The sequence below is a fragment of the Blautia sp. ZXY-1-C6 genome, assembly GCF_056339875.1.
In genome coordinates, this window is record NZ_JBWJVQ010000181.1 from 1 (window position 1) to 13,959 (window position 13,959).

The following is a 13,959-nucleotide window of genomic DNA, read 5'->3' on the forward strand; positions in this document are numbered from 1 at the left end:
GGCGGCATGCAGATGTTCGATGTACCTCAGATCCTGACAAACGGAACCGGCGACCCCATGCGTTCCACTATGACACTGATCATGTTCCTGAACAAGCATCTGTTCAGCAAGAACTACGGAATGGGTGGTGCATTATCCGTATTCCTGTTCATTATCACAGGAGTGCTCAGCCTGATCGTATTCCGCTTTAACAAGATAAAAGACTGATGGAGGTGAGAAGAATGAATGAAAAAAACTCCAAAAATAAAAAAGGAATGAGCATGAAAGGTCAGCGTACTCTTGCCTATATCGTACTGATCATCATTTCCTTCTTCTGCCTGTTCTGGTTTTATGTACTGTTTATCAATGCCACCAGATCTAATGGCGCACTGAAAAAGGGATTCACAGCCATTCCCGGAGGACATCTCATTGAGAACTGGAAAAATCTTCTCGCAGGAACACTCCCTGTATGGAATGGTATGTTCAACAGTATTTTCATCGCTACCTGCTCCGCTGTTTTATGTACCTATTTTTCAACAATGACTGCTTACGCTATCCATGCATACAATTTTAAAGCAAAAAAATTTATGTTTACATTTTATCCTTGCAGTCATGATGATCCCAACTCAGGTAACTGCTCTTGGATTCCTTCAGCTGTTGGGAAAAATAGGTCTGGACGACTCCTTTGTCCCACTGATCGTTCCAAGTATTGCTGCTCCTGTTACTTTCTTCTATATGAAACAGTATATGGAAAGCAACCTTCCTCTGGAGCTTGTGGAAGCAGCACGTATTGACGGTTCCGGTGAATTTAATACCTTTAACAAAATCGTATTCCCGCTTATGAAACCGGCTATCGCTGTGCAGGCAATTTTTACCTTTGTACAGAGCTGGAATAATTACTTCATTCCGGCGCTGGTCCTTCACTCAGATAAAAAGAAAACACTTCCTGTACTGATCGCACAGCTTCGAAGTGCAGACTTCCTGAAGTTTGACATGGGACAGGTGTATGTAATGATCGCCTTTTCCATCTTCCCGGTCATCATTGTCTACATTCTTCTTTCCAGATTCATTGTAGAAGGTGTTTCCGCAGGTGCGGTTAAGGGTTAGATGCTGATACAACAAAAGCTGTCTGTTCCGGATGCAAATACATCCGGAATCCAGACAGCTTTTTTAATTATTTGCAGTACTGTTCTGTAATGATGTTACTATTTACAGCTCAGAGTTTTATTTTCTTAGATCTCAGCCAGTTTCAGCAGATCCGGATCTTGGATTCCCATCCAAGTGCCATGATATGTACACCCTGACAGTATGGCTTGCACTCTTTGATAATACGTGCAGCGATCTCAACACCTGTGATACCTGCTTTTGTCTTTTCTTTGTCTGCTTTCAGTTCCTCGAGCATTTCGTCCGGAACATGAATGCCGGCAACGTTGTTGTTCATGAATTTAGCCATTCCAGCGGACTTCGGAATGATGATACCAACCTGTACAGGTTTTCCGAACTGTTTTGCTTTTTCCATAAATTTGATGAATTTCTCCGGCTCAAATACTGCCTGTGTCTGGAAGTATTCTGCACCTGCAGCTACTTTTCTTTCCATTTTTGCAAGCTGTGCGTCAACGGAATCGCTGCATGGAGATACAACAGCACCCTTGGAGAATTTTGGCGGCTCACCAACCAGTTCGTTTCCGCCAAGATCCACACCGGATTCCAGAAGCTTCACTGTGTGAAGAAGGGATACGGAGTCAAGGTCGAATACAGGTTTTGCCTGTGGGTGGTCACCCATCTTTGTATGGTCACCTGTAAGGCAGAGGATGTTGTCAATACCCAGCATTGCAGCGCTGAGAAGATCAGACTCCAGAGCGATACGGTTTCTGTCACGGCATGCCAGCTGGAAGATCGGATTCATGCCTGCATCCTTGAGAACTTTACACATTGCAAGAGATCCAAGACGCATAACAGAAGACTGGTTATCAGTTACGTTAACTGCATGAACATCCTTAAGGTATGTTTTTGCTTCTTCTACCAGTTCATCTACGTGGATTCCTTTTGGCGGTCCTACTTCTGCAGAAACTACAAATTCACCACGGTCGAATAATTCTTTCATTTTCATTGTACATTGCTCCAATCATTATAATCTATTTTAATTCATCGTCTGTTGCAAAGTTATGAATCTGTGTCGGACATTTCAGCGCGTCAAGGCGTCCGATCTCTTTCAGACGTCTGTAGATACGTTCCCATCCACATTCCATTTCGCTGTCCACTTCACATTTACCGTTCTTGGAACCGCCGCACTGGCCATTCACAAGGCTCTTTGAACATGCTGTGATCGGGCAGATTCCGCCTGTCAGGTTCAGGTAGCATTCACCGCACTGGTCACATTTGTACTCTAACGGTGTCACGCCCTGGAAACCTGGTACCGGGTATGTATCGCAGGCTGCACAGACCATCTTGTCTTCCAGATATTCTGAAACGGTCTGTACACCAACACCGCAGGAGAATACCAGAACCAGATCTGCTTCCTGGATCTTGCTCATATGTTTCTTAAGACGTAATTCCATATTTTCCGGATTACAGATGTAATCAGTTGTCATGATTCCTGTCACATTTCCTTCAGCTGCAAGTTCCTTCTGAAGTCGGGCAGCTTCTTTTTCCGGAAAACGAACTTCCTTACATCCATGACAGTTGATAATGAAAACTTTCTTTCCGGCTGTCAGTGATGTAATCGCTTCTTTTGCTTTTAACTGGGTAATCAACATATTACTTCATCCCCCTTACTGCATTTTTTCCGGCTTTGATACTGTTAATGATCGGAATCTTGGAAGAACAGATATACTGACAGCATCTGCACTCAACACAATCCATAACGTTCATGTCTTTCATGCCCTGCCAGTTCTCATCTTTCGCATATTTCACGAAATACAGAGGTGAAAGCTCCATCGGACATACATCTACACAGCGTCCGCACTTGATACACGGCTGTTCTTTTGTCTCATCCGGTTCAACGGCAATGATACCATTGGAGCCTTTCATCATCGGTACATCCAGTGTGTTCAGAGGGAATCCCATCATTGGTCCGCCCATCTTAACCAGAACATCGTCATCTGTAAATCCGCCACAGTAATCGATCAGCTCTCTTACGCTTGTACCGATCTTGATAACGAAGTTTCCAGGATTCTTGATCTTCTCGCCTGTTACTGTAGCAACACGCTCAACCAGAGGCATTCCTGTCTGGATCGCATCGGAGATTGCTTTTACTGTACTGATATTATCTACAACAACGCCGACATCTGCCGGAAGACCGCCGCTTGGAACAATTCTTCCCATAACGCGCTTGATGAGAGTTTTCTCAGCACCCTGCGGGTATTTGGTTTTTGCAACAAATACTTCCATGTTTCCGATGTCAGCAACTTTTTTCTGCATTAATTCAATGGCATCCGGCTTATTATCCTCGATAACGATGATACCTTTTTCGGCACCTGTTGTCTTGAGGACTGCTTTCAGACCAAAAATAATGTCATCTGCATACTCAAGGAGTACTCTGTGGTCTGCTGTTAACAGAGGCTCACATTCACATCCATTGAGAAGGATGGTATCTACCGGTTTGGCAGGTTTAAGTTTGACACAGGTCGGGAAACCTGCACCGCCCATACCAACGATTCCGGCTTCACGGATGATATCAATAATCTCATCCGGAGTAAGATTGTCAAGCTCACCATGTGGCTGTACGGATTCGTGCAGAGTATTTTTTCCATCCGATTCAATGACAACAGCCATCACTTCGCTTCCGCGTGTGCCATGCATACGCGGTTCAACAGCAACTACGGTTCCGCTTACGCTGGAATGTACCGGAGCACTGATAAATCCGGCAGCTTCACCGATCTTCTGACCAACTTTTACAGTGTCACCAACCTGAACGATCGGATTGGCCGGTGCGCCCAGATGCTGTGACATGGAGATTACAACTGTCTTCGGATCCGGGAATTTCTTCAGAGCGATATGCTCACTGAATTCCTTGCGTTCTGACGGATGAACACCGCCGTAATATCCGTCCAGTCTGTCTTCTCTAATGGACTTTACATAGTCGTTGATCACTTTGAAATTAACTTTGGAGAAATCACGAACCTGTACAGGCTGGTTTAAGAATTCTTCCAGACGTCCCTGTTTTGCAAGTCTCTGGTAAATCTTCTCCCATGCACAGTCTTTATTCGGATCTACTTCGCATTTTCCATTCTTTGCTCCACCGCACTGTCCATTGACAAGACTCTTTGAACAGTCAACGATCGGACAGACACCTCCGGTAATGTTCAGATAACACTGCGCACATGCGTCACAGCTCTTCTTGGTAAGTGCCATGCCATGATGACCTCTGTAGTTAAGGGTGTTGCTTGCAGCAACTACCGGCTTACCTGCCAGATCCGCAACGGTCTGAATACCAAGGCCACAGGAAATTACTACTACATTCTCTGTACCTTCCGGAATCAGATCCTGTAATTTTCTTTCTGTGTGCATCTTGTTGCATAAGAAATCAAATTTTGCACTGCCTGTAACATTCTTTCCCTGATCTGCAGCGAATTTCAGGAATTCGTCACAATCCGGTTCGTCAACAGTTTCAAATTCTTTGAAACATTTGTTGCAGGCAATCACAAACAGGTTGTCCTTACCGTCAAGCACTGATGCAAGTTCATCACTGCTTTTCAGTTTGTACTTAGTATAGTTTTCCAATTGCTCACCTTCCTCACGATAAAATTTTATCCTTATGATATCTGTTCTTATCCGTTCCCTCCATCTCTGCACTCAAAAAAGGGCTAATAAAACCAGATAAATAAGTTCAATACATATACCTTATTAAATGTAACATAAAATGCACATTTTATCCAGTTTTATTAGCAAATTTTATAAATTTCTTCTATGATTTCATCCTAAAATTCTATGAAGTGCAGATATTTGTACTGTAAAGGATGTGGAATCAGTAAATTGTATACAATATACCACATTCTATAGCAACTATGACGATTCAGCACCTTCACACAGTTACGCTCTCAAACTCAAATCTTTAGAAATCGCCTTCGGCGATGGAATAGTGTTACTGTTCACTCCATTCACAGTAACTTAGCCAAAATTCATTCTCTTTTTTATGAACACTCCTGATAATCCTCTCTCACAGTACTTGTATCATGAGTTAAGACGCTGTCCGCAATATTCACAATTGCTCAGACGTCCTTTTATTACCTGATTCTTTGCACCGCAGCTGGTACAGGTAACTGTAATATAAATCTTTTCATTTACACGTCTGTTTGGTGCAGTAATCATAATATAATTTCCTTCTCTGTCTATCTGGATATTCCGGATATATCCCCTGGCAATAAATTTTTCCAGTTTTTTTACTGCGCCTTTTCCCAGTTCCTGCTCAAGTTTCTCAAATGAGACCGTATTCTGGGCATAAGATTCAAACCAGCAGGCAATTTCCCTGGCTTTTTTCTTCCGTAATGCTTTCTGAACTTCCCTGAAAGTCGGATATAAAAATAACAGACAGAGCAGAATCTCTGTTGCTGCCATTCCCCAGCGTCCTTCACCAATATACTTCTCCGATGCACCAATGGCTCCCAGGGATAAAAGTATGCAGAAGCCACAAAGAACCCACTTCAGTTTTCCCAACACCCCTGCTTTTTTATTTTTTTCTGTCAAAAAATCATTCATGTCTGTTTCCTCTTTCTCTGATTAATCAAAATTCTATAATATATTGGTGAAGCTTCTGTCAGCCTGCCCCCAGCAGAAGCCATGCATCACCTGACGGATCATAATAATAAACCACATTGTCTCCTACTGCATAATAATGTTCTTTTGTAAAATGATCCTCATGATCCGTTCCCAGAACAAATACCGGACAATTTCTTCCTTCAATGTACTCCTCAGTACCTGTATACCACAGAGACATCCCAAGACCAAGGTAATAGCTGACTTCATCTGTCTCAGAAAGCTGTTCTCTGGCAATCTTTATATTCAATGCTGAATCATGCTCCGGATTACACTCTTGGTCGTACTCTGACTCATACACGGGATTATATTCCGGATCATACTCATCCCAATTATAATATATGGAGAAATCATAGCAGTGGGTTTCTGCTGCAAGATGTCCATCCTTTAACGACACCATAGGATGGTATTGTATACTCATATTCTGCTTCTGTACAGAAACCATCACATTGGAATGAATCTCACTCACATTGCAGCGCAGGATAATGATTTCATTCTCCTTCCCTGTATAATATGGGGCGTTCAGATCATCCAGATATTCCCCTTCTTCCGTAGGCTGAGCCGGATAAACGCTGACCCTGCAATCATCCCCCGGGACAATGGCATAAATTTCATATCCCCCTGCATCAACCACTGTTCCATCCTGTAAAAAAGGATACGCAGCTGCCACTTCTCCCTGTCTGGTATATTCAAGTATCTCTGCTGCCTCTGCACCTTCATAGGTATATCCCAGAAATGCCATTCCGGCCTGACATTCATTTTCCCTGATAATGTCCTGCAGAATTGCCAGATTCTCATCTGCCCCAGGTGCTCTGGCAGATACTTCTCTCATACCTCCGCCATGAATACCAACAGAAAACAGTACCGCACAAACACATACAGCAACCGAATATTTTTTCATACTCTCATCTCCCTTCTTGTCAAACAGACATTTGCACTCCGCTTCGCTTTCTGCTCATAACAGAATAACTTCGCAGTTTATCAGATTTCTATTTTAATGTAGTTACGATCAGTTTACTTTCCAGTGCAGCCGCTATCAAATCTTCTTTACAGCTGTATCCTGCCCTGGCGATCATTTCCTGAAAATTCCATCTCACCCCGGAGGTAGAGCATTTCATTTCCCGCGCAATCTCTGAATATGACATTCCACGAATATACAGGCGGAGCATCTCCAGCTGTCTGGGACTGATATCACCGCTTGTGATCCAGTTAAGCTCCACCTTCGGCGTCATATCCGGAAATACATGCTCACCATTTAAGGTTCTGTGGATCACACTCCGTATTTCCTCTTCCCCGTGATCCTTATACCAGAGACTGTCTGCGCATCCACTTTTTGCCCTCTCCAGCACCTTGGGATCGATCAGGGAAGTAACGATCAATACCTTTGTATATGGATACTTTTCCCTGATTTCTTTTCCAGCACTGAGCCCATCATGATTATGAAACGTCTGCACATCCATAATCACAAGATCAATTGCCGAATAATCACAGATTTTTACAGCTTCACGTGCATCTGAAACCGTCTGGATATGTCGGAATTCCGGCTCCTGCATAATAATATATTCAAAATACTTCTGCATGATCTTCTGATCTTCTACTATCAGTATCCGTACCATCGAATCCCATCCTTTCTGTCAGTGGCATTTTCAATATCAGACAAAACTCAGGGGAAAAAGAAACCTGCATCCTGCATTTTCCTGATTCAGCTGCCTTTCTCAGTGCAGATAAACCACCGCCTTCTTCCGCATTTTTGTCAGGCACCTCTCCATCATTGGTAATCTGAACAGTATATTCATCTGCATTTTTGTCTATCTTCACCCAAACAGTACTGCCATGGGCATGTCTGGCACAGTTTGTCACACATTCACGGATTGCCCTGTCTGTCAGCAGCCTGTAAGATGGATGCATGGGAAAGTTCCCACTGATCTGAACTGAAATTCCAAGCTCTTCTGCATGTCTGATCGTATCCTCATATACTTCTTCCATACTCTCAACAGCAGAACCGGTAAGAATATAAACCAGATGTTTCAATACAGACAATTGTTTATCCATTTTATCCGGATCTTCTTTTCTTTCCAGTATTCTGCGTATTGACAGAAGGCTTCGTCCAAAATTGTCATGAACCTGCATTTTCATGACAAGCGTCTCCTGCTCTCTGATTTTATCTCCGATTTTTTCGTACATTTCCTCTAGCTTATGATTCAGGATTTCCAGCTTTTCATTGTTTGCCCTGATCTTTTCACCATTGTAATAAATTTCTGATACATTAACTGCCACTGTCTGCAGATATCCTGCACAATCCGGCTCCTGCAGACCATATTCCTGAAACATCCAGACAGAACCATCAGGAAAATAAAACACATTGCTGTCTTTGCTCAATCTGCAAAGACCTTCCGATTCAGGTTCCCCACTCATTGCTTTCCTTAATGCTTCATAATCCTGCAGATAAGAACCAGTCATGATTCTGCTCAGTTCCTGCATCTTGGTATTACACAAAACAATCCTTCCAAGAGGATCCGAAAAACAGACTCCACAGGGAACGTCATTCACAGCCTCATTCACAGACCAGTAAGACAGAGAATGATGATATCTGCGTCTCTCGCTCCGGATTGCCCAGCAAAGATAAAGCAATAATCCTATAACCACCGTCATTAAAACGCTGAACGGATACCCCTGAAGCATTGGCTGATAGAAACTTTCTCCCAGACAATATCTGTGATCATTCATCAGAACGCCCATAAACATAAAAGAAACAGCAAAGACAGCCACTGCCGTTACGATTTTCTTTTTTCCGGAAAAACAGGTGATTCTTACCAACAGGAGAATTAGTTCCAAAACCAGGCAGATTTCAAAAAGAATCATCAGAAAATCCTGCATTGCCATACCGCATTCCACAAAATCGATCATCTTCCACCTATCTTTCTGAAGACGATACAACTGATAAACCATTCGTTTTCATCTTCCTGCTGCACTTTTAATTCCGGTCTTTCTGACATGACTCCACGCAGATCCACCTCTGATACAATATGAACTGAAATCCGCAGCGCATCATCAATCTGCGACACACGGTAAAAAACAGACTGCATGATATCAAGCAATCGTTCCACAAGCCATTCAAAGGTGTCATAGCATTTTAGTATATCATCTGCATTCATCTGCACATCCACATTTTCCACGTAGTAAGCAGCCCGGATCCTGCATAATTTTAAGCTGTCACAGGATTCCGCCAGGCTTTGTCTGAGATCTTCCATTGTAAGCAGATTTCCATCTGATGCATATTGTGTCAGCACCAGATTCTTTCTCCGCTTCAAATACGTACCAACAACTACAATTTTACCGAGAATCCGATCATATTGTTCCCTTGATTCTGTCCGTTCCAGCTCATCCATAAACTGTGACAGCAATTCCAGCTGACCGGCAGTCTGATTCTGTATCATATTTAACAGACGGTTCTGTTCTTCTGTCTTTCTCCGCTCAGCCTCTTTCTGATAAGCTTTCTGTAACAGACGGTTTCTGGCAGTCAGTTCCTCCTGCTGTTCCCGAATATCCTGATACTGATCCAGCAGTACCGAAATATCCTCTGACCAAAACAAATGTCCTCCCCTTATAGGAATATGGTTGATCCGGATTCCCTGTTCCTGTACGGATGATCTGTCTATTATGATTTTACGCAGTTCAGGCGACAACTCAGGAAAGTCACCGGAATGATAATAGCGCTGAAAAGAATGATCCGTAATCTCTGCATCCAGTCCTCCGGAAGTCTGGAATAATTCAAAATATCGATTATTGGTCTGTATCAATCCACATAATATACAACCCTGAAAAATTGCTGCCATTAAAAGGCAGCACACTGCCGTCATATCCCCTGCAATGATTTTGATGAAAGGCAGGCGGAGTATATTTCCGATATTCCATCCCAGAAGCAATATTCCCGGAATCACCGGCAGCCAGAACTGTTTCTTTCCCGGAATTCTGCTTTTTCTGATCAGAATAATTTCCATCCCTGTCAGACAGATCAAAATCCATCCCTGAATCACCATAAAAACAATGCCATAGCTGTAATCTTCATCCGAAAATGGGGGCTGTTTGGAAAAACGAAATACCAGCTGATGCAAATCATTTGTAAAAACACTTACGATCAATATCGCTGCCACGGTCAATAAAATTATAACCTTTCTGACCGTTTTCTCTTCCTCCTTTTCGCCCAAAAACATTGCTGCTGCCAAACCCAGAACCGGAATCAGGAGCATGGGAATATAATATAGATACCAGCAGATATGTTCTCCAAGAGGATCATGAAAAATATGAAATTTTACTGTCCGCACAAAGAACCAGAATACCATCAGACAGCCAATTGCAGTCAGACATCTGCGCGTTTTTTTATGTACTACATGCTTTCCCAGATAAATCACCCAGGCACAGTACATTCCCAGATAAATACAGCTACGACACTGATCTGCCAGATTTCTCATAAAAACATTTTCCGTTCTCACCTGCCTGCAGAAATAAGCCAGCAACACACTTATCAGAATCACTCCATATGACAGAGTCCTCTTTTTACTGTATGTCATGAAAGTTCCTCTCTTACCGGAGCGGGTTTGAAAAATGCTTTACGCAAGATGTGCGTCACAATTTGCAGGAATGATTTTTCAAACACACCCAACCTATTTTTGTAATAATTATACTATAAAGTACTATTTTATCATATAGTTTTCAGAAGAATCATCTATTTTCAGAGTTTTTATCACAAACAGAGTGAACAATCCTGTCCACTCTGTTTCCCATTGCTTAAAACGGTCTTGGCTGACCACAGTATTCACAAAACTTTCCGGTATTCTCTGCACCGCACTGACATTTCCACGAACTGTTATTCTGTTGCATTCCTCCAGTCATGTTCGTTTCTGACATTCCCGTCTGCTGCATTCCTCCGTTCATGTTCATTCCCGGCATCCCAGACTGCATCCCTCCATTCATATTCATTCCGGGCATCCCGTGCTGCATTCCCACATTCATGTTCATCCCGGGCATCCCAGACTGCATCCCTCCGTTCATGTTCATCCCGGTCATTCCAGGCTGCATTCCCGCATTCATGTTCATTCCTGACATCCCGTGCTGCATTCCCGCATTCATATTCATCCCGGGCATCCCAGACTGCATTCCTCCGTTCATGTTCATTCCCGGCATCCCAGACTGCATTCCTCCATTCATGTTCATTCCCGGCATTCCGGACTGCATTCCTCCGGTCATGTTCATTCCTGACATTCCGGACTGCATCCCGGCTGCATTTGGTGTCAGTGCCGCAATAATCTGATAAGCAGTCTGCTCCACTTCCATCAATTCCCTTCTGTTATCACTGCTTATAGAGAAAGTATTCAAGCGAAAATCCATATCATCAAACCACTGAGTTCTCACTTTAATACGCATGGTATAATCAAATTCATATTTATATACCGGTGGCTGATAACTTACAGTTTCTCCATCCTTTGTATATGTTTCCTCATGCTGCTGTTGGTCTACATCAACCCTGCACTGTACAATGGCTGATAAAGGAACTATGTCCGGGTTTTCATTGACATCCAGTTTCCGCGCAACAGTAAAATTCCCCTTATTATCATCAATAAAAACATTGTAATTTCTGGTATTGATCTGACGGGTTATACAAAAGTCCATTACCGCTTTTTTGTTTTTTTCACGATATTCCAGCTGGCGTTTGATATCCTCTACTGTACTGTGCCGCCGCTCCTCAAACCATGGTGATAATTTTTTCGCACAATCCTTACACAGATTTCCGTCATCCAGTTTTCGATTTCCCAATAAACCAATTTTCTCTCCGCAGATGTCACAGATTTTCTTATCAAATAATCCCATACCCTATCCTCCTTTTTTATCTGAAAACCCATACTGCCTCACCGGAATGGTGCGGCAGTATTTTACCTTATTCTGTAACAATTATTTTTTCAAAATATGTCTTTACGGAAAAATCAACTTCACCTGTTTCAGAATCATCTGCTTCTTCGCCGTCATCAGATTCCTCTGCATCGTCTTCTGCTATCAAACACAGTTTTCCATCATCCAGTAAATTGAACTTCATATTATCAAGACTGAAAAACATAGTTCCTGCCTCATCCTCTGTTACAGCCTTTAATACCAGTGCGTTTCCTTCCACGTCGCCCTGAAGTTCTACTTTTGTCTCTTCTCCGCTCTCTATTAAGATAATTTCAGCCTTTCCGTCTTCCACAGACATACTCATTTCAAATCCTGTAAAGTCAGCATTAACTGGCATCTGCATTCCAAATGCTTCCATCAGAGTACAGCTCCATTCTCCTTCAAAATCCTTCATGGTTGGATTTTCTACCGGTTTGCCCGGCACATAAGGCTCATACTCTTCCTTTTCCTGACTCAGGATCATTGTCGTTCCATCTGCTGTTAAGGTTATCTTACCGTCCTTGTACTCACATTCTCCTGTCTGATCATTATGAGTCATCAAAATTTTATCATTTTCTATTTTCCACTCTGATTCATCTACTTCAGGCTCTTCCCCATAAACAGAACTTGTTGTTTCCATTTTACCGTCTTCTTTAATGTCCACGGTCACTTCCATTCCCATTGCCCCCGGATGAAAGGATGCACCTTCGCCCATAGAAAGCTCATTTACATACCAGGTTCCAATAACATCCTTTTCTTCAAGGGCATAAACACTTACACTCATAAAGCCTGCCATTAAGACTCCTACTGTTCCTGCCATCCACAACCTCATTTTTTTACTCATACAAACATCTCCTTTCTTTTTTAATGTACTCCTCGGACTCTTTTTTACTTAATTTTGTGAGAAGATTTTTTGTTTATCTACATTATACGTGAACGCTCAGATATTTACACTAGCACTTCTGACAGTATGCATGTAATTTTTTGGATAAATTAAAACCTGCTGAAAAGTTTTTAACTTTTCTCAGCAGGTTCATTAAAATACTTTCTGTTTTGGCGCATTCTCTCCAGATTTTCCAGAATTATATCTGCGCTGATTGGTTTGGCAATATGAGCGTTCATACCCGCTTTGATTGCCTTTTTACGGTCTTCTTCAAAAGCATTGGCAGTCATCGCAATGATTGGTATATTTGCGCATTTCGGATCATTCAATGTACGGATTTCCCGGGTTGCGGTGTATCCATCCATCTTCGGCATCTGAATATCCATGAAGATCAGATCATATTTTCTGCCTTCTGCAGATGACATGATATTCACAGCATCTGTACCATCCTCAACGCAATCCACATCCAGACCAATTTCCTCCATGATCGCTGTTGCGATCTCCCGGTTCAGCTCATTATCCTCTACAAGAAGAACTTTCTTCCCTTCATAACGCCTCTGGATTTCTGCCCGGATTTTCTGCTTCTCATTCTTAAGGGGCTCTCTTTGCTCCGAATCAGGTTCCTCCTTCACAGTCGTCCCTGATATTTCACATTCAAGCATAACCGTAAACTCCGTTCCCCTTCCTACTTCGCTTTCAACCTGAATCGTACCGCCCAGCATATCCACAATGTTTTTGGTGATTGCCATTCCGAGACCGGTTCCTCCTATTCCATTCTCCGTAACGGTATGTTCTCTTGTAAATGAGTCAAACACCTGCTCCCTGAACTCCGGCGACATCCCAATTCCATTATCCTTCACACTGAATACCACTGTTGTACATCCGTCTCTTCTGCATGGTTTCTCAGAAACACGAATGTTAACCGTACCCCCGACCGGTGTAAATTTCACAGCATTACTGCTGATATTCAGAAGCACCTGCGTCAGGCGCAACTTGTCGGTAATGATATCTTCATGGAGTACATCCTGTGTATCAATATACAGCTCCTGCTGTTTAGAATGTACAGATTCCTGTATAATTGTATTTAAGTCATGCAAGATATCCGGCAGGTGTACAACTGTATATTCAATCCGTACGGAACCGTTCTCGATTCTGCTCATATCCAGCACATCATTGATTAGGCTGAGCAGATGCTGACCGGATATATGGATTTTTTTCAGATAATCCAGAACAAGCTCCTTATTGTCAATATGTGTTGTCGCAAGCGCAGTAAATCCAATGACCGCATTCATCGGCGTGCGGACATCATGAGACGTTGTCTTCTTCAGAAACACAGTCTTCGCCCTGTTCGCATGTTCTGCAGCCGCAAGTGCATTTCTCAGATTCCTATCCTGCGCAATCTCACGTTCTTTTTCTTC

Annotated in this window: 11 protein-coding genes and 2 pseudogenes; 2 read left to right on the forward strand and 11 right to left on the reverse strand. The window is 42.7% G+C overall.

All coding sequences use genetic code 11. The features are described 5' to 3' along the window. Together AC075J_RS09940 and AC075J_RS09945 are read left to right on the forward strand one after the other, a co-directional pair. A pseudogene (locus AC075J_RS09940) lies at positions 1-207 on the forward strand (carbohydrate ABC transporter permease); the annotation flags it as partial. A gap of 14 nt (positions 208-221) precedes the next feature. Then, positions 222-1,086 (forward strand): annotated as a pseudogene (locus tag AC075J_RS09945) (carbohydrate ABC transporter permease). A gap of 142 nt (positions 1,087-1,228) precedes the next feature. Here AC075J_RS09945 and AC075J_RS09950 read toward each other — a convergent pair. From AC075J_RS09950 to AC075J_RS10000, 11 genes are all read right to left on the reverse strand, one after another. Next, positions 1,229-2,089, reverse strand: a complete 861-nt coding sequence (locus tag AC075J_RS09950) for a methylenetetrahydrofolate reductase (protein WP_476390284.1) — start codon at positions 2,087-2,089, stop codon at positions 1,229-1,231. Positions 2,090-2,114: 25 nt separating this feature from the next. Next, the gene (locus tag AC075J_RS09955) at positions 2,115-2,735 is read right to left on the reverse strand and encodes a methylenetetrahydrofolate reductase C-terminal domain-containing protein (RefSeq protein ID WP_008706433.1); all 621 of its coding nucleotides are present in this window, start codon (positions 2,733-2,735) and stop codon (positions 2,115-2,117) included. Between the two features lies 1 nt (position 2,736). Further along, positions 2,737-4,701 (reverse strand): electron transport complex subunit RsxC, encoded by a 1,965-nt coding sequence (rsxC, locus tag AC075J_RS09960; protein WP_081016958.1) that lies wholly within the window; start codon positions 4,699-4,701, stop codon positions 2,737-2,739. 450 nt (positions 4,702-5,151) lie between these two features. Continuing rightward, positions 5,152-5,676, reverse strand: coding sequence for a hypothetical protein (locus AC075J_RS09965; protein WP_055199793.1), 525 nt, complete (start codon positions 5,674-5,676; stop codon positions 5,152-5,154). Between the two features lie 58 nt (positions 5,677-5,734). Then, on the reverse strand, positions 5,735-6,634 hold the full coding sequence (locus tag AC075J_RS09970) for a hypothetical protein (protein WP_055199794.1): 900 nt from the start codon (positions 6,632-6,634) through the stop codon (positions 5,735-5,737). Between the two features lie 88 nt (positions 6,635-6,722). Continuing rightward, complete coding sequence (locus tag AC075J_RS09975) at positions 6,723-7,349, reverse strand: response regulator transcription factor (protein ID WP_055199795.1); 627 nt, start codon at positions 7,347-7,349, stop codon at positions 6,723-6,725. Then, the gene (locus AC075J_RS09980) at positions 7,297-8,682 is read right to left on the reverse strand and encodes an ATP-binding protein (RefSeq protein WP_055199796.1); all 1,386 of its coding nucleotides are present in this window, start codon (positions 8,680-8,682) and stop codon (positions 7,297-7,299) included. Before AC075J_RS09980 ends, AC075J_RS09975 begins: the two co-directional genes overlap by 53 nt. Further along, complete coding sequence (locus AC075J_RS09985) at positions 8,637-10,304, reverse strand: histidine kinase N-terminal 7TM domain-containing protein (RefSeq protein WP_055199797.1); 1,668 nt, start codon at positions 10,302-10,304, stop codon at positions 8,637-8,639. The genes AC075J_RS09980 and AC075J_RS09985 overlap by 46 nt, the downstream gene beginning before the upstream one ends. Before the next feature lie 217 nt (positions 10,305-10,521). Then, a complete protein-coding gene (locus tag AC075J_RS09990) occupies positions 10,522-11,601 on the reverse strand; it encodes a DUF4428 domain-containing protein (protein ID WP_055199798.1) in 1,080 nt (359 codons plus the stop codon). Positions 11,602-11,668: 67 nt separating this feature from the next. After that, complete coding sequence (locus AC075J_RS09995; protein WP_020993631.1) at positions 11,669-12,502, reverse strand: hypothetical protein; 834 nt, start codon at positions 12,500-12,502, stop codon at positions 11,669-11,671. Between the two features lie 170 nt (positions 12,503-12,672). Beyond that, the coding region (locus tag AC075J_RS10000) for a hybrid sensor histidine kinase/response regulator (RefSeq protein WP_476390285.1) at positions 12,673-13,959 on the reverse strand (1,287 nt) is incomplete at its 5' end.